Source organism: Mesorhizobium sp. G2-6-1, from assembly GCF_055809095.1.
In genome coordinates this window covers 3239830-3261852 of record NZ_CM147896.1, presented here as the reverse complement: position 1 = coordinate 3261852, position 22023 = coordinate 3239830, and the positions used below count along the sequence as shown (strand labels likewise).

Genomic DNA, 22023 nt, shown 5'->3' with positions numbered 1-22023 from the left:
AAGACTGGCAAGTTTCGTGCCGGTTCTATAATTGTTGCACGCGACCAACAGAGACAAAGATCCACGATGTCAAATAGCACCATCGACCATGCCTTCACCGCCCGTAGCAAATCGGGCTCCGCATCCGAGCCGACATATGCCGGCGCGCTTTCTTTCATGCGTCGAAAATATTCGAAAGACGTGAAAGGCGCAGATGCCGTGGTGTGGGGTATTCCCTTCGATGCTGCTGTTACCAATCGGCCCGGTGCCCGCTTCGGCCCGCAGGCGATCCGCCGCGCCTCCGCAATCCTCGACACCGACCCACAATATCCCTTCTCACGCGACCTGTTCGAGGACATGGCCGTTGTCGACTATGGCGACTGCCTGCTCGATAGCGGAAATCACCAGAAGACGCCGGCAACGATTGAACGCGAAGCAGCTAAAATCCTGAAATCCGGCGCATTTCTGGTGACACTCGGCGGCGATCACTTCGTCACCTGGCCGTTGCTCAAGGCACATGCCGCCAAGCATGGTCCTTTGGCGCTCGTCCAGTTTGATGCTCATCAAGACACATGGCCAGACGACGGCAAGCGCATCGATCATGGTTCCTTCGTCGGGCGCGCCGTCAAGGAAGGCATCATAGATGCCGACCGCTCTATCCAGATAGGCATCCGCACCCATGCGCCCGAAACATGCGGTATCAAGATGATCCACGGCTATGAAATCGAGGAAATGCGCGCCTCCGACATCGCCTATGCCATCGTCGAGCGCACCGGCGGCAGAAAGACATATGTCACATTCGACATTGATTGCCTCGATCCTGCCTTCGCACCCGGCACGGGTACTCCTGTTGCGGGCGGCCCGTCCTCGGCAAAAATGCTTTCAACGCTTCGCCAGATCGGCCAGGTCGATATTGTCGGCGCCGACATTGTAGAGGTTGCGCCCGCCTACGATCACGCCGATATAACCGCCATCGCCGGTTCGATGGTAGCTATGCATTATCTTGGCCTTGTGGCCGAACGCAAAGCCAGATCAAAAACAGGCGACCAAGAGGCGAATGGCGAACATCTTGGACACGGCATTTAAGGCGGAATGGCAGGAATGAAACCGAAAATATTCATTGATGGAGAACACGGAACCACGGGTCTCCAGATCAGGGCGCTTTTATCGGCACGCAGCGATCTCGAGATTATTTCCGTTCCCACAGAACGCAGGAAGGAAACAGCCGCGCGTGCCGAATACCTGAACGCCGCCGACGTCGCGATCCTGTGCCTGCCGGATGACGCCGCAAAAGAAAGCGTGTCCCTGATCGAGAACGACACCACCCGCGTCATTGATGCTTCAACCGCGCATCGCGTTGCGGATGGCTGGGAATATGGCTTTGCTGAACTTGACAAGGACCAGCCGGAAAAGATCGCCGCCGCCATGCGTGTTGCCAATCCCGGTTGCTGGCCGCAAGGCCCCATCGCTTCGCTCAGACCACTGGTCGCAAGTGGGCTTTTGCCCGCAAATTTTCCCATTACCATAAATGGTATTTCGGGATATTCCGGCGGTGGCCGCCCGATGATCGAGGATTACGTTGCCAAGGGCGATAAGGCGTCGGAATTCCTGCCCTATGGGCTGACACTCCAGCACAAGCACATACCCGAATTGAAAGCCTATGCCCGGCTTTCACATGACCCGGTCATGCAACCAGCCGTCGGCAATTTTGCTCAGGGAATGATGACAGTCGTGCCGTTGCAACTTGGCAGTTTAAGCAAGGCACCAAAGGGTATCGATTTACATGCTGCAATCGCCGGCCATTTCGCTGGCATTGAAGATGGAATGGTCGAAGTCGCGCCCTATGAACATGTGGAGCGCGTTCCTGAACTCGATCCGCAGCGATTCAACGGCACCAACCGTATGAGGCTTTACGTCTTTGCCAACGATGCCAAGGCACAAGCCCTGTTGATCGCGGTTTACGACAATCTCGGCAAAGGCGCATCGGGGGCCGCTGTTCAGAATCTGGACCTGATGCTCGCCACCAAGCACTGACAGGTCGCGGCATTTCAATGGTATGCACAGCCGCCTCGGAAGTTGCGCGATTAAGGTGCAACCGCGCCAGCGTGAGGTAGCGGATAAGCACCCTTCGTGCCGCGCCAATGTGCTGCGGCAAAACCCAGCACGATCAGCGCAAAACCCTGATGCGTGAGTGCAAGATGCAGCGGCACATGCATGATCAGGGTCGAAATCCCGATTGACGCTTGCACAGCCACCAAGATGAATAAAAGAACTGCACGTCGCGCGTGAGTGGTTCCGGCAAAGCGGCGATGCGTGGCGATCATGTGCCACAAAGCCAAGCCAAACAGCACATACGCGCCAATCCTATGTAAGAATTGAACCGTTTTGGGGCTTTCGAAAAAATTACGCCACAATGGTTCAATGACCAACAGGCCATCGGGAACAAGCCTTCCGTCCATCAAGGGCCACGTGTTGTAACTAAGCCCAGCATGCAGCCCTGCGACCAGCCCACCAAGGTAGATTTGAAATAAAGCCATCAGCACGATGATCCCGGCCATCCGCTGCGTCCTGCGATCTGCGGGGTTCCCGGAATGTGGTGCAAGACCGCGCGCCACCACCATCGTCGCGGTAAAGATCAGGGCAGCGATGGTGAGATGCGTGGCTAAACGGTATTGGCTGACTGAAATACGATCGGCGAGACCGGAAGTTACCATCCACCAGCCGACAGCGCCCTGAAATGCGCCGAGCGCCAGAATACCGGCCAGTTTGGGCGCAAGCCCACGTTCGATGCGGCGCGACGCCCAGAAAAACACCAGAGGCAGCGCGAAAACAAAGCCGACGCCACGCGCCAGCAAGCGGTGAGCCCATTCCCACCAGAAAATCGACTTGAACGCCTGGAGGCTCATTCCCTGATTGAGTTCGGCATATTGGGGGATTTGCTGATATTTTTGGAATTCCTCCTGCCATTCAGCCTTATTGAGCGGTGGGATGACCCCATGTATCGGCTTCCACTCTGTTATGGACAGGCCCGAATCCGTCATCCGTGTCGCACCACCAACCAGCACCAACGCAAACAGAACAACCAGAACCCCGTAAAGCCAACCTCTGATAAGGGCACGGTTATGACTGGCACGGTTTTGTGCCGTTTGAAGCGATGAGTAATCGTCGATGGAAGCCATGAGCATTTGTCCAGCGGATGAAAGTCGCGGATTGGTGTACTATAGCCTCCCTCGTGGCAAGGTCCGATGGCGCGGCACGCCGTCGCGCCAGACCGATCGGGTTGCACATATGCGTTATCCGGCCTAAGCGGGAGCAAAATAGCTCTGAAGAGATTGTTGTCGATGCCCATTCGCCTGAAAAAGCTCATTGGAACCGTGCTGCTGGTGTTGTTGGTGATCGTATATGCCATCGTCGCAACGATCGTAGCTGTAGCGCAACTGTCCGAATCCGGACCTCTTGTGCATCTCGTCTTTTTCGTCTTCAGTGGCCTGCTCTGGATTTTACCGGCAATGGGCATCATCAAATGGCTCATCCTGGAGCCTCGCCCGCGCAACTGAATTGTCCGCTTTCTCAACGGCCCTGCAATCACAGGGTCCATCATCCATTCCTTCATCTTTTTCTCGTAGGTTGGCGGACGCACCCAACGCGAAAGAACAAATTGCGAAGTAGTAACAGCTACACCTGAAGGACCGAAGGATGACTGACGCTACAGCGTCATTTGAAGACAGTGATTGTTCCAAATCCATGACCGCACATCCCGCGAAATCGGATTATGGGATGCAGGTTCATATCTCCAACGCGTCTGACGAGGCGATTTCGGCCTATAAAGCGCTCTGCCAAACCGGCATTTCGGCACCGGCGCAAAGTGGCGCATGGGTGCAGCACTGGGCGGCCAATGTCGCGCCAGATACAATCATAGCAATATTGAGCCTGAACGAGCGCCCGGCTCTGGCGCTTGCGTTGGAGATCCAGCATTCAGGTCCGTTTCAAATCGCTCAATTCATGGGCGGTGGGCATGCCAACGGAAACTTTCCCGCCTGTGCAACGGAATGGCTTGGAAAAATTACCGCATCGCACATGCAACTGCTTCTTGAAAAGATTGCCAAAACCCGGCCAGATGTTGACGCCATCGCCTTGCAGCGACTGCTACCGGAAATGGACGGGCATGCTAACCCGTTGCTCCTGCTGAACCACTTCCAAAGCCCGAACATCTCGCTCGCCGTGAATCTTGACGGCGGGTTCGACGCTGTTCTGGAGCGAACAAGCGCCAAGCGGAAACGAAAAAAGCACCGTTCGCAAAGCCGCAAGTTCGAAGCCGTCGGCCCTTACCGGCGCATTCAGGCACAATCCCGAGACGAAACGAGAATTCTTCTCGATGCGTTCTTCGCAATGAAAGAATCGCGCTTCCGCCAAATGGGCATAGCTGATGTCTTCGCGAATGAGGAGGTTCGCCAATTCTTCCACGAACTTTTCGCAGGCGCGGCATCCGAACCGTCACCTATATTCGTACTGCATGGGTTTGAAGTCGACGGAAAGTTACGTGCAATCACCGGGGCTAGCCGATCGAGCGGGCGTTTGATATGCGAATTCGGCGCATTCGCCGACGACGAACTCACACATGCCAGCCCGGGTGATTTTCTCTTCTACGACAATATACAAGAAGCCTGCGAACAGGGTTTTGGCGTTTACGATTTCTCGGTTGGGGACGAACCATACAAGCGCCAATGGTGCGACATCGAAACACAACACTTTGAAGCACTGGTGCCGCTTACCCTGAAAGGAAATCTGTTTGCCCAAAGCCAGAAGCTGAATGCCAAAATGAAGGCTTACGTCAAAAACAGCCCTACCCTGTGGTCTTTGGCCAAGACCGTTCGCCGCAAAACCGGGGCCAAGGGAAACCCAAAATCCGGTTAGAGCGATCCGAAGAAAAGTGGGTAATGGTTTTGCGCCCGCGTCCCGTCCTTAATCATCGTGATCGAGTAACGCCAATACGACGCGCTTAAGCGGCTGCGAATTTTCCTGGCACCGGTGGCTCATGGCCAACTGGCGTTACCAACATCAGCTCCGGATACCCGTTTTCGATCAGACCAACCGCAGCCTGCACCACATTTTCATCCGGCTCGAGCACGCTGACAAAGACTTCCGTATCATCCTCGCCGACTAGACGCGCAATACCCTGAGCGTCGCTCGGACCGCACTCCACAACAACCAGATCATATGCCGTAGTCAGAGATTGCATGATGATCGGCAGCCTGTCTGCGGCGCGCATGGCGCGTACCGGGTCCGCCGTTCCAACGGGGATAACATGGCAGTCCGAATAGTGATCGGGGTGGATCACGTCACTGAATTGCGCTTCTGAAGCGAGCAGGTTGGTAATCCCCGCAAACACGCCGCTTTCCAGCATCGGCCTCGAAGCCGCCCCCGTTGCCGTCAGATCAAGCAGAAGCACGCGCAATCCGGCGTCCGACACTTCGCGCGCAACAAGGACGGAACTTGCCGCCGCTTCGTCGCCTTCCGGTGAGACGAATATCGCACGGTTGGCAACTCCGGCAATCAGCTTTTCAACCGCCTTTTCGATGTCGATCTCTCCAAGTCCCAAACTGGCAGATGCAGTTTGCGAGGAATGCGACCAATCGTCATTTGCGGTTCTCAGATCACCGTCTATTCCATTTCGCACATACGGCCCGCCGGGCATTGCAACCTGCTGGACAAGCGTTGGCCTTGTGCCTGAAGCAGGGCGCATGGCTCTACCTGAAAACAGTTCCTGCAACAGCGTGATGACCGCCATAATCAAAAGCGATGCAGTAAAGGCAGCCGTGGCAATGGGAATGATTTTCGGAAAATATGGCTCCGCTGGCGTCACCGCCAGTGAAAACACGCGCGCGTCAACAGGTAGATAGTTGCGGTCCTGGCGAGATGACGCCTCGCGGTAGCGTGTCATGTAGGATTCAAGCAACTGGCGCTGGGAATTGGCTTCCCGTTCCAATGCGTTGAGTTCGACTTGCTGTTCGCCGGCACGCGCCGCCTGCGCCTTCATCTTGTTGACATCGGCGACAAGTTGGCTCTCGCGCCCCTGCGCCGTCGTCGCCTCAGTCGTCAGTCCTTTTAGAACTTTCTCGGCTTCGTCGCGAATTTGCTTGTCGAGGTCGGCAAGCTGCGATTTGAGCGAGCGAATACGCGGATGATTGTCGAGAAGCGTCGTAGACAGATCGGCAATATCCGTCTTGATCTGTAATTGGCGCTCGCGCAGCCGCTGGATCAGGTTTGAAGATAGCACTTCCGGTATGGCATCGAGGGAAGCGCCGCCTTGCAATGCCTTGCGCACACTGGAAGCCGTTGCTTCAGCCGACGCCCTGCTCGCACGTACCCGTGAGAGTTCGCTGGATAGCTCAGAAAGCTGCTGCGTGGCCAATGATGCGTTGTTCTGGCCGATCAGCAAATCGGATTGCGCGCGATAGTCGGCAACCTTGGCCTCAGCGTTTTTGACCCGCTGCGACAGATCCTTGATTTCAGGTTCCAACCAATCGGTCGCGGCAGAATTCGACGCAAGCTTGGCGTTGCCCTGAACCGAGATATACGCCTCAGCAATGGCGTTCGGGATAGAGGCCGCAAGTTTGGGATCGGCAGACGAAAACTCGATGACGATAACGCGTGACTTTTCAACACGATAGACATTGAGCTTCTCACGCATGTTTTTGAGAACACGCTCTTCTTCCGGAATCTCGTTGGGATCACTCTTGAGCCCGACAATCACCAAAAGACGGCTGACAAACGACATGTTCGCCGCATCGTTGAACTCAGGCAATTTGGCAAGATCGAGCTTTTCAGCCGCCTGCTTGAGAATGTCCGTCGACGATATGACCTGAACCTGGCTGGTGACGCCTTCTTCGTCGAGAATGGGCCGATCACTTTGACCGGCATCGGGGCGCGTAAAGACTGACTCGCGCGTTTCGATCAAAAGCCTTGTTTCGGCTTTGTATTTTGGCGTCGACATCCAGGCGATCAGCAGCGCCACGCCGGTAACAGCCAAAGCGACGATGAGAATGCGCAACCAGTTCTTCGCAAGGCTCGCGAAAAGCTGCCTGAGATCGACATCGATATCCGCTGCCGTCGATTGAACACCTGACATGCGCCCTACTCCAGAAAAATGGGTCAGGAACACCGTAAACAACTATGGTAACTCACCCGTTAAGATCGCTGTAAGCATCTATTAGGCTTTGACGCGGTCACGCCTGCCCCGATTACATTGTTATCTGGCATGGCCAGACCGCGTCTTTTACCCGCCATTAACCCTAACGGGATGATAATCCGGCTTGATCCTGCAAGTTCGCCGCATCCCGACGGCGGCCAGTCGAAGGTATGTAGTTCGTAATGAAAAGCCACGCTGTCTTGTCTAGTGCGCTTCTTGCTGTAGCCATGCTTGCTGGATGTTCCAGCTATCGGCCAACACCAGCGGCTTTTCATGAAGTTCTCGATCAGCCCTATCATCTTGGCGCAGGCGACCGTGTGCGTGTGACCGTCTTCGAACAGCCAGGCTTGACCAACACCTATAGCGTCGACCAGTCGGGCTACATTTCATTCCCGCTTGTTGGTGCAATCCCGGCGCGTGGTCATACCGCGCAACAGATGGAAGGTGCCATTGCGGCCAAACTTCGTGAAGGATATCTGCGCGACCCCGATGTATCGGTCGAGATTGACCGCTATCGGCCAATCTTTGTCATGGGCGAAGTGGGAGCGGCTGGGCAATATTCCTATGTTCCGGGCCTCACAGTGCAAAAATCGATCGCAATCGCCGGCGGATTTTCCCCGCGGGCCAATCAGGAAAGCGTCGACATCACACGCGACATCAACGGCAAGGTAATAACCGGCAGGGTCAGGACTTCCGATCCATTGATGCCCGGCGATACCGTCTATGTCCGCGAACGCTTGTTCTGAAGACGTGCCCGACAAATTACGGATCGTTCACTGCTTTCGTTCCCCTGTGGGTGGAATATTCCGTCATGTGCGTGATTTAACCGAGGCGCAGGTCGCAGCAGGACATTCGGTCGGCATCGTGTGCGATTCGAGCACGGGCGGTGATTTCGAGGAGCGCCTGTTCGCAGATATTGGCGATAGCCTGTCGCTGGGCATTCACCGCACCCGCATGCAACGCCACATAGGCCCCGGAGATGTTGCGTCAGCTTGGCGTACATTCAAGATCATCAAGAAATTGCAGCCGCACGTGCTTCATGGGCACGGTGCAAAGGGGGAACATATGCCCGTCTTTTCGGCTCACTGTTACGGGTTTCAAGGTCTCGCGTAGCCCGTCTTTATTCACCGCATGGGGGTAGCCTTCATTACGACGAAGCAACTGTCACGGGAAAGACATTCTTCGCCATTGAGCGGTTCATGAGTTATTTCACCGATCATCTGCTGTTCGTGTCCGATTACGAACGGCGCGCATACCGCAAGAAAGTGGGCGAACCGCCAATTCCCAACAGCCTCGTCTACAACGGCCTTCGGTCCCCCGAATTCGAGCCGGTAACCAGCCCTCCCGACGCCGCGGATTTATTGTATATCGGCATGATGCGCGACCTGAAGGGCCCCGATATCTTCATTGACGCCATCGTCCGGGCCGAAAGCCTGCTTGCTCGTCCGCTGAACGCGATCATGGTCGGTGCAGGTGATGATCTCGAGAAATACCATGCGCAGGTAAAACGTCTCGGTCTCGCAGACCGGGTGCATTTTCTTCCCCCATGCCAGCACGAAAAGCGTTTGCACTGGGGCAGCTTGTCGTCGTTCCCTCACGTGCCGAAGCAATGCCCTACATCGTCTTGGAAACGCTTGCGGCGAGAAAGCCGATGGTAGCGGCATCGGTCGGGGGTATCCCCGAGATTTTCGGTGCCACATCGCCAGCCCTTGTTCAGCCTGACCCTGTCGAATTTGGCAAGAAGATCAGCAACGCACTGAGCGATCTTGATACCTATCGGACGTTGATGCCCCCATCATCTGAATTGAAGGCGCGTTTCGGAGCCGACGTGATGGCGCGCGAAATCGAGAAAGCCTATTTTTCTGCGATACAAAAATAAGCCTTGATCTCCGGGGTACAGCACTGATTGTTCAAATAAATCTGCCGGTTCAAGGCTTTCTTAGCTCTCTTTTGATATCAGCCTGTGAAAGCTGACAGGCAGTCTGATGAATGAAATCGATCCCGCACGCCGCTTTTCGATAGATGCGGTGCGCAAACTCGAAGGAGCGGCAGGAGAAAACACCCCTGCTGACCTGAACGAGGTCGCCAGAAACGTCGCATCCCAATACCGTCGTGACACCATGTCACCGGTCATGGTCAGCGGTGTGTTGCGCATCACCGAATTCGCCGTTTTGTTTCTGTCAGGAATTGCGGTTTACTGCTTCTACCTCGGTGCGTTCACGCATCTTGCCTGGCAATATCCACTTGTGCTGACAACCGCATCGCTCCTTGCTGTGGTGATGCTTGAGCTTAGCGACTGCTATCAGGTTTCTGCGCTGATGCGCCCGGTTTCCAATTTTTCCCGCATCCTTCTGATGTGGGCGGGTGCTTTTGCATTGATGACACTGACCGGCTTCATCATGAAGATCACCGAGGACTTTTCACGGATGATCTTCGGCATCTGGTTCGTCGTCGGTTTCATGCTTATTTTCGGCTTGCGTCTGGTCATGTCCAGGGTGATTAGAAATTGGGCCCGCAACGGACGCATGGAGCGCCGGGCAGTGATCGTCGGCGGCGGACCGGCAGCGGAAAATCTGATCCGTTCCGTTGAGCGCCAACCCTACAACGACATCCGCATATGCGGCATTTTTGATGATCGCGACGACAAGCGCTCGCCGCCGCTTGTTGCGGGTTATCCGAAGCTCGGTACAATTTCACAACTTATTGCATTCGCCCGGATCGCACGTATCGACATGTTGATCGTATCGCTGCCGGTCACCGCTGAAAGGCGCGTCCTGCAACTGCTGAAAAAGCTTTGGGTGCTGCCGGTCGATATTCGCCTCTCAGCCCACTCCAATGCCTTGCAATTCCGACCCCGCGCCTATTCCTATATTGGCGCCGTACCCATGCTCGACATTTTCGACAAGCCGATCAACGACTGGGATTCCGTCGCCAAGCGCGCTTTCGACATCGTCTTCAGCCTTATTGGGATCATTGTATTTTCGCCGATCATGCTGGCAACCGCCATTGCGATAAAGCTCGACAGCAAAGGCCCCGTTCTCTTCAAGCAAAAGCGGCACGGCTTTAACAACGAGATCGTCGAAGTCTATAAATTCCGTTCCATGTACACCGAACAATCCGATCCGTCGGCCAAGAACACCGTAACCAGAAACGACCCTCGCGTGACCCGCGTAGGCCGCTTTATCCGCAAGGCATCCATTGACGAACTACCCCAGTTCTTCAACGCACTCTTTGGCTCGCTCTCGCTGGTCGGCCCTCGCCCGCATGCGATTGCGGCACAGTCGCACAACCTTCTCTACAACGAAGTCGTCGACGGCTATTTCGCGCGCCACAAGGTCAAGCCCGGCGTTACCGGCTGGGCCCAGATCAATGGCTGGCGCGGCGAAATGGACACCAACGAGAAGATCAGAATGCGCACCGAGTTCGACCTTTTCTACATTGAGAACTGGTCCTTGCTGTTTGATCTCAAAATCCTGTTACTGACGCCAATACGTCTCCTCAACACGGAAAATGCGTATTGAGCACCGTCACAAATGAGCTGGCACCGGAAGCCGTTAACGCCAAGCTGATCGCGTTGATCGCCTCGGGCGCTGTCTTTCTCGGCATTTTCCTGTCGGGCTTCGTCATTCATGAACCGGCACCCTACGACATCTACATGGTCGCTCTGATCGGCGTTTGGGCGGTATTGGGCCTTAGAATTTCGCGTGCTTGCGTGCCTCTTCTCATCCTGCTGGTGTCGTTCAACATTGGCGGCTTCATATCGATGACCCAGATGGCCGATCTCATGGAAACGCCGCTCTATCTGTCCGTATCGATCTTCCTGGCGTTTACCGCAGTATTCTTTGCATCTGTCACGGCGCAGCGACCGGATCTGTATCGCCTCATCTTCATCGCATATGTTACGTCGGCGGTGGTGACTTCAATCTTCGGAATAGCGGGCTATTTTCACGCTTTTCCCGGTGCCGAGATATTCACCAGATATGGGCGCGCCGCAGGTGTTTTCCAGGACCCCAACGTCTTCGGGCCGTTCCTAGTGCTTCCCGGCATCTACCTGCTTTATCTCTTATTGACCGGTCCGATAACGCGCATGCCACTGATTGCCATGCCACTGCTCATCATTGTCGGCGGCATCTTCCTGTCCTTTTCGCGCGGCGCATGGGGCCTGTTTGCTGTCGCGGCAATCTTCCTCACAGGAGCCTTGTTTTTGCAAAGCATGAGTGGCCGTTTCAGGCTGCGCATCGTCGTCATGAGCATCGCAGCCATTGCGCTGCTTGTCATTGCGATGCTTGTCATCTTGCAGATTCCCGGCGTCTCCGAAATGTTCTCAAACCGCGCCCAGCTCGCGCAGGATTACGACTCGGCACGGCTGGGCCGCTTTGCCCGCTATGCCATCGGCTTTGGGCTGGCAACCGAACACCCGCTTGGCATCGGTCCCCTTGTGTTCGGCCAGATATATGGCGAAGACACCCATGATATTTGGCTCAAAGCCTTGATGGACTACGGGTGGCTCGGCTTCGCTTCATACCTCATCTTGACGTTGTGGACGCTGGCTGCCGGTTTTCGCCTATTGCTGCGCGATCGGCCATGGCAGCCCTATGTCTTGTGCGCCTATGTTGTCTATCTCGGCCACATCGGTCTTGGCACCTTCATCGATACCGACCATTGGCGCCACTTCTATCTTCTGCTTGGCATGATATGGGGAGGAATCGCACTGGAATACCGCTTTCAGCGGCGTTCGCATCTTTAGAGCCGACGCAGCTTCAGGTAGGAAATTTATTGGCCCGCACGACATCCCAGATCTTCTTGTTCACATCCGCGATATCATTGATGCAGTCTGAAATCCGGCCGACCTCGATCTCATCAAGTGCTTCGATCTTTCCGTATTTGATCGATTCCTTGCCGTCGAAAATTCGCATCTGTTGCGTATGCGAAATGTCACCCTTCTCGTCGAAGGAGTAGATGCAATGACTGTATTTGTTCCTCAGTTTCGATTGTTGCCCAAGCCGATCGAGTAGCGCGCGGATATCGTTTCCGCATTTGTCCGGCGTTTTCGGCAGTTTGGTCAGGCGCTCAACCAGATCCATTCTGGCTCTCGTCGTATTGAGCGTCAGGAAGATGACAATTGCCGTTTGCTTGTCGACCCTTGCAAGACCGGCGATCAGATAAATAAGAAGGCTCTCGGTATTGGTCCAGGTGTAATTCAGCCTGCCAAGCAGGAGCAGGATTTGATCGAGCCCTTGCGCATTGGGGCGTCCAGGCGCCGATATACTCTTTTGCTCACCAACCATCACCAAGTTTCCCTCAACTTCATTTCCACGCGCCAGCCTGCAGCGCCATGGGTCCAATTGGACGCACAAAGGATGCTCTCTCACTTTGATAGAGCATCGGGGAATTCCGAAACCCGGCAACCACTTTTCGGTCCGATGCTCTAGCCGCCAAGATTCGCGATCCCGTGCCCCAAGAATGCCAACAAGCAACAGATGAGGCTATTCTAGGCACGTTATCCACCATTCATTGCATAATTAAAAAGAGGTAGGGACCATTAACCGAGGTTAATTCTAAATACATTGATCTTGCCGGGATGTTCTTCTCTTACATTTGATATCAAAGCGATTTTCCCTTGCGTAAGCCCCTCACCGACAAGACCGAAATGGGGGATACCTCAACGATCTAGCTCTAATGTACGACTAGGCTAAAAACTCACCTGAGAACAGACTGCCGCTATCCCAAGGTAAAGGGATACGAGTGTTCGATTGATTGTGGGTCTACCGCGACGGCGCGAAGAACATTTTTTTCGCCGAAAGAATTGGTGTGCCCGAATTTCAAGAAATTGATGCTCGTTTTAGCAAGTGGGGACTGGATGGCATGGATGCAATATTGTGTCCTGCTACTGAATTTGTTTGATCGAGCCAATCCCTGAAAGCAACCGCTGCGCAGCTCAAGGCCCTTTAAAAGATGAATAGGGTCACGCTGACACGGCATTTTAGAGAAAGTGACCGCTATGGGTGCGTCTAGAAACAATCATCACAATAACTACAATTTTGACCCAAGTCAGAATCAGAGCCAGGATGAATTCCAGGCTCAGGCTCAAGCTGAGCTACAGGCACAAGGCCAAGGTCAAGGTCAAGGCCAGGGCCAATTCCAGTCCAGCAGTTCCGAAAGCGAGAATGGAAACTGGAATGGTAATGGCAACGGCAACGGTAACCTGAACGGTAACGGCAACGGTAACCTGAACGGTAACGGCAACGGTAACCTGAATGGCAACGGCAACGGTAACCTGAATGGAAATGGTAACCTGAACGCCAATGCCAGCCTCAATGGCAACCTGAACGGCAATGTCAACCACAATGAATCGTCGAGCACCAACACAAACACAAACACCACGAAAACGACCGTGGATGTTTCGCTTGACCTGACCGGCTACGAGCCCAGCGATGACGATTTCGCCGATATCGACATGAGTGGCGGTGCCCGGGTCGATCAGATGCTGGTCAATCATGACGGCCAGATCTTCTACAATCCCGGCGATGGCGCATCCTTCAACGACTTCCTGAATGGTTCGCTTACGGGTGCAGGCAACGATTCTGCCCTGTCAGTCGCTCAGGTTAACAATCTGGATGACAACGACCATCTTGGCCGCGCAAATGTCTCGAACGACGGTACTTTCGAACAGAATGGCGACGCCACTGCTGGAACTGCAACATCAGCTGATGGACTCTCGGCAACCGGTGGTGCTGGCGGTGCAGGCGGCGGCGGCGGTTCCGCAGATGGCGCGGCAGGCGGCCATAGCGTCAATGTGGCAGGTCTCGGCGTTGGGGGCAGCGCGATCGGGGCAGCCGCGGGCGGCGATACGACTTCAGGAAATGGCGCCGGTGGCGGCGCAGGGACCGGAACCGGCTCAGGCACCGGCCTAGGTGTAGGCCTTGGTCTTTCTGGCGCACAGGGCGCTCAGAGTGGTAATTCGACAGGTGGCAACTCCTCCGGCGACGGCGGCATTGGCGCAGGTCTTGGTCTCTCAGGCGCACTTGGTGGCGCTTCAGGTACAGCTGACTCCGGCGATGCCGGTGATGCGGCAGGCCTTGGCCTCGGTGCTGCTGGTAGCGGCAATGGCGGCAATGGCGGCACCAGCAATGGTGGCGACGCTGCTGGCCTCGGTGGCGGTGCTTCCGGCGCACAAGGCGGCGAAGGCGGTGCTGCAGGCTCTGATGGTGGCGATGCTGCCGGTCTTGGCCTCGGCCTGGTTGGTGTAGGCGTTGGCGTCGGTGGTGACACCGATGGCAACAACACCGGCGGCGCTGGCTCGAACACCTCTGGTGCGGGTACAGGAACTGGTACCGGAACTGGTGGTCAAAGCGGCGCTGTTAATGGCGGCGATAGCGGCAATGCCCTCGGCCTTGGCGGCGGCAATGGCGAAGGCGGCAACAGCGGTGATGGAACATCAGGCGCCGTTGGCGATGCACTTTCGCTTGGCCTCGGTAATGGCGAAGGCGGAGACGCTGGAAACGGTGGCTCCGGCGGCGACAGCGGGAATGGCGGCGACGCTGCTTCTCTCGGCCTTGGTGGCGGTAACGGCGCTGGCTTCGGCATCGGCGCTGGCCTCGGCGGTGACGGCGGTAACGGCGGCATGGCATGGGGCGGCGATACCATCGTTGTTCCAGTGGCTGGCGACGGCATGGGTGGCGCAGCCACCGGTGGCAATGGCGGTCACGGCGGCATGGGCGGCATGATAACCAACGGCGACGGCGCTGGCGGTGGTGATGCAGGAATGTGGGGCTCCCACAATATTGGCGACACCTATGTCAACGGCCTGTCCGAAGCTTCGGCTGACGCAATCATCGATACGACAGCGTTCAACCAGAGCATCGTCATGGGTGCCAACATGATGGAAAATCTGCTCAGCCAGACCGTCGTTGGTGGTGACTATAACGTCGACACCGGTGGCGACGACTCCTGAGCCACTAAATCCGGCTAACTGAATACCGGCTACGCGGAATTCTCTCCGCGTAGCCGCCTTCGACACCAAAAGTCCCGGCCAAACTGGGAGCAACGTAAAAACCAAAGGATGATTCCGTGCATCTGGACAGAATCACCGAGGCAATCGCCCACTTCGTCGGGCTGTTTCAGATTGCATCTGAACAGAACCGGATGCGCGATGACTATCTCAAATTCGTTGCGGTGCGCGCACATCAAGACATTGCGCCACAAGACGATCACGCACCAATTTCCTTCCAGTCACCATACACGCTCGACGACCCGGAACCGGGCCTGCATTACGTGCCGGCCGCGCGGCCGTTGGAACCGTTCATACCGCACAGCACACCGGCCTACCTGCCGGTGATGGTCCCGGAATCAGCGCACGCGCAACTTGGTATTTATCCGGGCTATGTCCCCAAGCACTATCTGCACCACACCAATTCATCGAGCAGCAAGGTGCTGGAAATAGATCCGCCAGGCTCGGTGGCGAGCCGAGTCCTTCAGGAAAACAACCTGTTTGACAACGATTTCGTCAACACCAGCGGCAGCGATGCCATTTTCAGTTCGATCGTCAATGCCAACGCAACCTTGGCAACACTGGCCGATCAAGCCGATGGGTTCCAACTCACCCCTCCGCCAGGCGGATTGGGTTCGGCAGACGATATCGGCTTGTTCATCACCGATTCAGCCGATTCCATCAACGCCTTCATCGCGGAACTGAAAAGCTCCGATCAGGCGCTGGATACTTCGACGCACCAAGAGACGACTGACGGTCCCGTCATTACCAGCGCCACAAATATCGAAAATCACGCCGATGGAACATCGACTGAAACTCATGTCGCGGCAGTCGAAAGCCCAACAAGCGGTGCCCTGTACGTGAACGGCAAGGAAGTTGCCGAGGCTCCCAAACTTGACGACAACCTTCCCGCAGCTTCACCTCTGGTCAAAGAAAATGCGGATGCGCCTGACGCTCAGGATTCCGTTGACAGCGGTCCAGTTGGAAGCGCCAACTTTGTTCTTGGGCTAGGCGTGAGCGCGGTATCTGGCGCAGTCCAGGGGCAAGGTGGCTCGGGCCTCTCCACCTCCGTCGAAATCAACACGGGCACCAATGCTCTGGTCAATTCGGCGTCGCTGATCAACAATGCCTTGCAAGGAAATGTCGTTGCTGTCGCCGGCAACCACTTCAATCTCAGCGCAATCGTTCAGGTGAATGCCTGGAGCGACTCGGATTCAGTCGGTGCCAGCATGTCCGGTTGGGGTGCTTCAGCCAGTCATTCGAGCAACGCCTTCAACATCGCCTCGATCAAGCAGTCGGAAATCGTCAGTCACGATGACGCAGCCACCGATGACGGCCAGATGATGTTCCCAAGAGCTTGGGCGGTTACTGAAATCTCCGGCGACTTCGTTTCCCTGAACTGGGTTCAGCAGCACAATTTCGTCATCGACAACGATATGGTCATCGCATCATCGTCGGCTGGCGTTACCTCGATAATCGGCACCGGCGCAAACCAGACAATCAATGCACTGTCCATCGCTGACCTGGGAAATCACTACGACCTCATTCTGGTTGGCGGCAATTACTTCAATGCCAACATCATTTCGCAAACGAACATTCTGCTGGATGACGATGTAGTTGGGGGCATCCCCGGTTTCCACACATCTGGTCAGGGTTCATTGTCGACCAGCGACAATCTCCTTTGGAACGAAGCACAGATCACCAACATCGGCAGCGGCACCGCATCGCAGATGCCCAACGCGTTCCAGGGCGCAATTGATGACTTTTCTGGAGGCAACAAGGCGCTCACCTCCAGCGTACTCACCGATAGCGCGTTTCTGGGGCTTATCGGGATCAAGGTTCTCTACATCTCCGGCAGCATCTACGATCTGCAATATATTCAACAGACCAATGTGTTGGGCGACGCTGATCAGATCGCGGCGACGATGCAGACAGCCAACATCGCCGAAGATGCGGCATGGTCGATCACCACCGGCTCTAACGCCCTTATCAATACAGCGCAGATCACCAGCGTCGATCCGCTTGGCAAGACCTATTTTGGCGGCGAGCACTATTCAGATGAGCTTCTCGTCCAAACCGACATCATAAGGACCGATCACGTGCTGGAGGTGAACAATGGCGATCATCTGGTCAACGAGGCCGTAGCGTTTCTCGCCGACGATATGCTTCAAACGGGCCATCAGGAAACATCAACACCCCTGAAAGACGATATTGGCATACACCCCGGTCATAGCGACATAATGCAATCCGTCTTGTCATAACGAAAGAGCTTTCGCGAAGACAATGAATAAGCATGTCGGCGACACCAAGGGAGCGACCGCGACTGCATCGGCAGTCGATGGGCGGTCATATCATGATGAAAGCGCATCTGCGGATTTCATAACAGCACCTGTGGACGAGCTTAACACCTCGTTTGAAGTTCTGATGGCCGAGATCGACCGCATCGCAGCCGGCTTGAGGAAAAGTTCTCACCGCGAATTGGATGCCGACGTCCTTATCCGTGAAAACACCCCGAATGAACCGGCAACCGAGGTTCACACTGAGACTGAAAAACCGGCCGAAACGGTTGAGGTCGATACCGATACTGATGACGAAGACGGTGATACAAGCGCGAGCGATGAGGCCTCGTCTGAGCCAGATACTCCAGCACCGCAGGAGTTTGAGGGAAATGACGACACCCCCGAACAGACAGCCGCAATACCATCTGGCCCGGACACATCATCTGGCGATCTGGAAGATCGTCCACAGTTCGCGATCGAAGAACCAGAAGAACAGCATGTTGAAACGCCGATTTCCGCCGGTGGTCTAAAATCGATTGATGGCGACGCAGATCCGATCAAGGCCGACAATGCGCCATCGGAAAAGAACCGCAAAGCCGTCGAAATTAAAAAGCCGGCCACCCATCCCGCGGATGTTTTCCACCGCCGTCTCGGCACGATCAATCTCGCCGACAATCTCAAGGCCGGTGTAAAAGCCGTTCGGCGCAATCTCATGGTCGTTATGGCATTTACGGTTGCCACGAATATTCTCGTTCTGGCCATTCCCGTCTATCTGTTCCAGATTTCCGATCGGGTGCTGACCAGCCGGTCAGTCGATACGCTTGTCATGCTGACCATTCTGATCGCTGGTGCGGTCATACTGAACGCCGTACTGGACGCCATCCGCCGTTTTATTCTGATGAGAACGGCAGTTGAAGTCGCGGCTCAATTGGGATCGTCCATCCTCGGTGCTGCGGCACGCGCCTCGCTTCACAGCAACGGGCGCGAATATCAGACACTTGGCGACTTGCAGCAATTGCGGGCCTTCCTCGTATCGGGCACGCTGCTTTCTTTCCTGGATGCGCCGCTCGCGCCACTTTTCATGCTGGCGGTTTTCCTCGTGCATCCACATCTCGGCTACATCGTGGTGATTTCAGCGCTTCTGCTGCTCGTCATCGCCGTCATCAATCAGCGCCTCACTGCCGGTCCTTTTCACGATGCGGGCAATTTCCAGAGCAAAGCCAATTTGCATCTGGATTCCATGTCTCGCAATTCCCAGATCATCAATGCGCTGGCGATGATCCCCGAAGCCGTAAAAATTTGGGGGATGGATACCGCCGGATCACTCAAGTCACAGGTTATTGCGCAAGACCGCAACGTCATGTCCGCCTCCGTCTCCAAAGGCGTTCGCATGCTTACCCAGGTGGCAATGTTGGGTTGGGGAGCGTATCTCGCCATTCAAGGCCATTTGACCGGCGGCATGGTCATTGCCGCCTCCATCATCGCCGGACGCGCCCTCGCCCCGGTCGAAGGCGCCATTGAAGGCTGGCATCAATTTCTCAATACCCGCTCGGCTTATCAGCGCATCGCTGCATTGTTGCGCGGTTCGCCGCTGAACTTCGAACGTTTGAAGCTTCCAAAACCGCAGGGTCGGCTCGATGTCGAGCGGTTGCTATTTGTGCCGCAAGGCACCAAGCGGGTCGTGTTAAACGGCATCACCTTCTCGCTCGCACCCGGCGAGATCCTTGGCAGTGATCGGCGATTCCGGTGCAGGCAAAACCACGCTTGGCAAGATGTTGGTTGGCTCAATCTTGCCGACATCGGGCAATGTACGTTTGGATCTCATGGACCTTCGCAATTGGGATCAGCGCCAGTTCGGCGAAAACATCGGCTATCTGCCGCAGGATGTTCAACTTTTCCCCGGCACCATCAAAGCCAACATCGGACGGATGCGCGATGATGCAAGTGACGAGGACATCTTCAAGGCGGCTACACTCGCCGATGTCCACGAATTGATATCGACCTTCGCGCAAGGTTACGAGACAGTCGTTGCCTCCGATGGCTCCCCCTTGTCCGGGGGCCAGAAACAGCGCATCGCGCTCGCCCGCGCTTTCTTCGGCAGCCCGCGTCTGGTCGTATTGGATGAACCGAATTCCAACCTTGACGGTGCAGGCGATGCCGCGCTCCTGCGAGCGCTCGATCATGCCAAAAAGGAAAAAATAACGGTTATCACGATCACGCAGCGACCATCCTTGCTGAACAGCGTCGACAAAATTCTGCTCTTGGCAAACGGCACCGTTTCCATGTTCGGATATCGCCAGGACGTGCTCAAGGCGCTCGCACCATATAATAACGTGAATGGAAACAACCGTGTAGCCCATCAATCTCCACAGGCAGTCCAATGAGCACCAGCGTTGCCCATGTCCATGACATTGAATGGTTCACTGACGTGCCACGCTCGATCAGGAAACATGCAATATACGGGTTGATATTGGTTCTGGTTGCATTCGGCGGCTTCGGCACATGGGCAGCCACGGCACCTTTGGCCGCAGCCGTCATCAGCGCTGGCAGCTTTGTTGCGACAGGCGAAAACAAGGTCATCCAGCATCTGGAAGGCGGTATTATTCAGGAGTTGCTCGTCAGTGAAGGCGACCATGTCACCGCCGGTCAACCGCTGATCCGCCTTGACGGTATTGTCGCGCAGGTTAAACAGCGCCAGCTGTTTTTGCGGCAGGCGCGGCTGGAGGCGAATATTGCGAGGCTCTCCGCTCAGGTCGCGGGCCTCTCCGAAGTCGATTTTCCGAAAATCATCACCGAAAACAAAGGCGATAGCGATATCGCCTCCATCGTCAAAGGTCAGTTGGCGACATTCAAATCCGCCCAAAACCGGATGGAGAGTGAAGTCGGTCTCCTGAAACAGAATATCGAATCGTTGAAGTTTCGCGTCGAAGGCTTTCAACGGCAAAAGGATTCGATGATCGACCAGCTTGCCTTCCTCAAGGAGGAATTCACCGGCAAGATGAAGCTCCTTTCCCAAGGTCTCATTCGTAAAACCGAAGTGAACGCCATCCAGCGCGCCATGGCAGATGCGACAGGACAGATCGGACGCCTGGACTCGGAAGTCTCGGAAACCAACGCGCAAATTCAAAAATTCAATCAGCAGATCAGTCAAACGATTGGCGAACTCAATCAAAAATCACTGGATGAATTGCAAACCGAACAAGGCGATCTCGACACCATCCGCGAGGAAGCGCGCCAAGCCCAGAACTTGATGCAGCGTTCGACCATCAACGCTCCAGTCACCGGCACTGTCGTGCGAATGTATTATCATACCGGTGGCGGGGTCATTGAAAGCGGCAAGAAAATCCTCGAAATACTACCCTCGGACGTCCCGCTGATTATCGAGACGCAGATACAGCGCAAGGACATCGATGCTGTAAAGCCCGGTCAAAAAGCCACCATTTCGCTCGTCGCACTCAATCGTCGCACCACACCGATCCTCAATGGCGACGTCTATTATGTGTCGGCAGATGCCTTGAAAGATCCAAGCGCTCCAAACGCCGAGGTCTATCTCGCGCGCATTGAACTCTCACCCAAGGAACTTTCGCGAATTCCTGGCTTTTCCGCGACACCTGGCATGCCGGTCGAAATCATGATCGAGACGGCAGAGCGTACCTTCCTCGATTATTTGACCAAGCCTATTCGCGAAAGCATGTCGCGCGCCTTTGCAGAACGGTAAGACAAAGATAATCGCGCGGCAGACATATATCGCGCCCCAAATGCCGAAATGATTTGAGCGGCACAGAACGAAATCATCGAATTGAACACGACCTGCGAGGCGCTTTTGTCGGCCGCTCATCCAAACTGGTGCAAACAGCCAGTTATAAGCCAAAGGTTGGATTTAGGACTTGCACCGCAACCATACAGAATATAAGGCTTTTCGCGGTCCGGAGTGTAGCGCAGCCCGGTAGCGCACTTGACTGGGGGTCAAGGGGTCGTGGGTTCGAATCCCGCCACTCCGACCATTAATGCCCCGCCACCCAGCAGGGTTCAACTTCACAATCACCTTCAAGCAATTCGAGGAAAAGCACCCGGCGGCTTTCCCCTGCGGTTGCGGCTGTCCCCTGCGATTGCGTAAAACCCGATAATCCCGTCAGCGCCTGCTGAACACGAACATGGCGAATAGACTCAACGCGGCCAGACCGACAGCCGCCGTCGCGGCCGGATTGTCACGTGCCCTGTTCTCGATCGCTTTTGCACGCCGACCAAGCGCGGGAAGATTTTCGCTGACCTTGTCCACCATATCGGAATAATAGTCCGACACAGCCTCACGGCCATCCTCGACATATGTGCCGCTGCGCCTGGACACAGTTTTCTTCAAACCTGCCAATTCTCTGGACAGGCTTGCAATCTGCTTTTCAATATCTGAATTGGCTATCGGAGAAAACACGGTCATTCCATATTCCTTCATCTGCATAGTGAAGAAATACAAACGAATGACACGTGGTATTGTTCCAGTCTTGGCCTGTGGCTCACCCGCCTGAAGTGGGATGAGGAAAAGTGAACCCCCGTCTCGGCCCGCATCCCGCTCTTGACCATCGGAATCG

At 55.4% G+C, this 22023-nt stretch carries 15 protein-coding genes, 1 tRNA gene and 2 pseudogenes; 13 read left to right on the top strand and 5 right to left on the bottom strand.

The features are described 5' to 3' along the window. The first annotated feature begins 66 nt into the window (after positions 1-66). The gene (speB, locus tag AC0L7S_RS15640) at positions 67-1065 is read left to right on the top strand and encodes an agmatinase (protein ID WP_473471860.1); all 999 of its coding nucleotides are present in this window, start codon (positions 67-69) and stop codon (positions 1063-1065) included. Between the two features lie 15 nt (positions 1066-1080). Further along, positions 1081-2013, top strand: a complete 933-nt coding sequence (gene argC / locus AC0L7S_RS15635; RefSeq protein WP_473471859.1) for an N-acetyl-gamma-glutamyl-phosphate reductase — start codon at positions 1081-1083, stop codon at positions 2011-2013. Between the two features lie 50 nt (positions 2014-2063). Here argC and AC0L7S_RS15630 read toward each other — a convergent pair whose 3' ends face one another. After that, a complete protein-coding gene (locus AC0L7S_RS15630; RefSeq protein WP_473471858.1) occupies positions 2064-3158 on the bottom strand; it encodes a COX15/CtaA family protein in 1095 nt (364 codons plus the stop codon). Between the two features lie 162 nt (positions 3159-3320). Between AC0L7S_RS15630 and AC0L7S_RS15625 the strand changes: the two genes are divergently transcribed. Both AC0L7S_RS15625 and AC0L7S_RS15620 read left to right on the top strand, forming a co-directional pair. After that, positions 3321-3536 carry a DUF2842 domain-containing protein gene (locus AC0L7S_RS15625; protein ID WP_473471857.1) on the top strand — a complete coding sequence of 72 codons (216 nt, stop codon included), beginning with the start codon at positions 3321-3323 and terminating at the stop codon, positions 3534-3536. 139 nt (positions 3537-3675) lie between these two features. Then, positions 3676-4893: a GNAT family N-acetyltransferase gene (locus AC0L7S_RS15620; protein ID WP_473471856.1), complete on the top strand. Its 1218-nt coding sequence runs from the start codon at positions 3676-3678 to the stop codon at positions 4891-4893. A gap of 85 nt (positions 4894-4978) precedes the next feature. On the opposite strand, the gene AC0L7S_RS15615 is transcribed toward AC0L7S_RS15620, so the two are convergent. Continuing rightward, a complete protein-coding gene (locus tag AC0L7S_RS15615; RefSeq protein WP_473471855.1) occupies positions 4979-7108 on the bottom strand; it encodes a GumC family protein in 2130 nt (709 codons plus the stop codon). A 242-nt stretch (positions 7109-7350) separates the two neighbouring features. Here AC0L7S_RS15615 and AC0L7S_RS15610 point away from each other — a divergent pair, with 242 nt between their 5' ends. From AC0L7S_RS15610 to AC0L7S_RS15595, 4 genes and pseudogenes are all read left to right on the top strand, one after another. Next, a complete protein-coding gene (locus tag AC0L7S_RS15610; protein WP_473471854.1) occupies positions 7351-7914 on the top strand; it encodes a polysaccharide biosynthesis/export family protein in 564 nt (187 codons plus the stop codon). 4 nt (positions 7915-7918) lie between these two features. Then, positions 7919-9047: pseudogene (locus AC0L7S_RS15605) on the top strand (glycosyltransferase family 4 protein). A 106-nt stretch (positions 9048-9153) separates the two neighbouring features. Beyond that, positions 9154-10689: an undecaprenyl-phosphate glucose phosphotransferase gene (locus AC0L7S_RS15600; RefSeq protein ID WP_473471853.1), complete on the top strand. Its 1536-nt coding sequence runs from the start codon at positions 9154-9156 to the stop codon at positions 10687-10689. Further along, positions 10686-11915 (top strand): O-antigen ligase family protein, encoded by a 1230-nt coding sequence (locus tag AC0L7S_RS15595; protein WP_473471852.1) that lies wholly within the window; start codon positions 10686-10688, stop codon positions 11913-11915. The genes AC0L7S_RS15600 and AC0L7S_RS15595 overlap by 4 nt, the downstream gene beginning before the upstream one ends. 13 nt (positions 11916-11928) lie before the next feature. Here the strand turns inward: AC0L7S_RS15595 and AC0L7S_RS15590 are convergent, their stop codons facing one another. Together AC0L7S_RS15590 and AC0L7S_RS15585 are read right to left on the bottom strand one after the other, a co-directional pair. Next, a complete protein-coding gene (locus AC0L7S_RS15590; protein WP_473471851.1) occupies positions 11929-12456 on the bottom strand; it encodes a hypothetical protein in 528 nt (175 codons plus the stop codon). 809 nt (positions 12457-13265) lie between these two features. After that, on the bottom strand, positions 13266-13514 hold the full coding sequence (locus tag AC0L7S_RS15585; RefSeq protein WP_473471850.1) for a hypothetical protein: 249 nt from the start codon (positions 13512-13514) through the stop codon (positions 13266-13268). A 48-nt stretch (positions 13515-13562) separates the two neighbouring features. On the opposite strand from AC0L7S_RS15585, the gene AC0L7S_RS15580 reads away from it, so the two are divergent. The 5 genes and pseudogenes from AC0L7S_RS15580 (at position 13563) to AC0L7S_RS15560 (ending at position 21441) form a co-directional block, all read left to right on the top strand. Continuing rightward, positions 13563-15122 (top strand): hypothetical protein, encoded by a 1560-nt coding sequence (locus AC0L7S_RS15580; protein ID WP_473471849.1) that lies wholly within the window; start codon positions 13563-13565, stop codon positions 15120-15122. Positions 15123-15238: 116 nt separating this feature from the next. After that, positions 15239-17419: a hypothetical protein gene (locus AC0L7S_RS15575; RefSeq protein WP_473471848.1), complete on the top strand. Its 2181-nt coding sequence runs from the start codon at positions 15239-15241 to the stop codon at positions 17417-17419. A 193-nt stretch (positions 17420-17612) separates the two neighbouring features. Further along, positions 17613-19821: pseudogene (locus AC0L7S_RS15570) on the top strand (type I secretion system permease/ATPase). Then, the gene (locus tag AC0L7S_RS15565; protein WP_473471847.1) at positions 19818-21155 is read left to right on the top strand and encodes an HlyD family type I secretion periplasmic adaptor subunit; all 1338 of its coding nucleotides are present in this window, start codon (positions 19818-19820) and stop codon (positions 21153-21155) included. Before AC0L7S_RS15570 ends, AC0L7S_RS15565 begins: the two are co-directional and overlap by 4 nt. Positions 21156-21364: 209 nt before the next feature. Next, positions 21365-21441: transfer RNA gene (locus AC0L7S_RS15560), tRNA-Pro, on the top strand. A 128-nt stretch (positions 21442-21569) separates the two neighbouring features. Here the strand turns inward: AC0L7S_RS15560 and AC0L7S_RS15555 are convergent. After that, complete coding sequence (locus AC0L7S_RS15555; protein ID WP_473471846.1) at positions 21570-21872, bottom strand: hypothetical protein; 303 nt, start codon at positions 21870-21872, stop codon at positions 21570-21572. Positions 21873-22023 lie beyond the last annotated feature (151 nt).

What these genes read in the sequence shown, in the direction of transcription:
- AC0L7S_RS15600 (WP_473471853.1), top strand. Translation starts at nt 9,154, where the DNA reads ATGAATGAAATCGATCCCGCACGCCGCTTTTCGATAGATGCGGTGCGC.
- speB (WP_473471860.1), top strand. Translation starts at nt 67, where the DNA reads ATGTCAAATAGCACCATCGACCATGCCTTCACCGCCCGTAGCAAATCG.
- AC0L7S_RS15630 (WP_473471858.1), bottom strand. Translation starts at nt 3,158, where the DNA reads ATGGCTTCCATCGACGATTACTCATCGCTTCAAACGGCACAAAACCGT.
- argC (WP_473471859.1), top strand. Translation starts at nt 1,081, where the DNA reads ATGAAACCGAAAATATTCATTGATGGAGAACACGGAACCACGGGTCTC.
- AC0L7S_RS15625 (WP_473471857.1), top strand. Translation starts at nt 3,321, where the DNA reads ATGCCCATTCGCCTGAAAAAGCTCATTGGAACCGTGCTGCTGGTGTTG.
- AC0L7S_RS15615 (WP_473471855.1), bottom strand. Translation starts at nt 7,108, where the DNA reads ATGTCAGGTGTTCAATCGACGGCAGCGGATATCGATGTCGATCTCAGG.
- AC0L7S_RS15555 (WP_473471846.1), bottom strand. Translation starts at nt 21,872, where the DNA reads ATGACCGTGTTTTCTCCGATAGCCAATTCAGATATTGAAAAGCAGATT.
- AC0L7S_RS15565 (WP_473471847.1), top strand. Translation starts at nt 19,818, where the DNA reads ATGAGCACCAGCGTTGCCCATGTCCATGACATTGAATGGTTCACTGAC.
- AC0L7S_RS15610 (WP_473471854.1), top strand. Translation starts at nt 7,351, where the DNA reads ATGAAAAGCCACGCTGTCTTGTCTAGTGCGCTTCTTGCTGTAGCCATG.
- AC0L7S_RS15620 (WP_473471856.1), top strand. Translation starts at nt 3,676, where the DNA reads ATGACTGACGCTACAGCGTCATTTGAAGACAGTGATTGTTCCAAATCC.
- AC0L7S_RS15590 (WP_473471851.1), bottom strand. Translation starts at nt 12,456, where the DNA reads ATGGTTGGTGAGCAAAAGAGTATATCGGCGCCTGGACGCCCCAATGCG.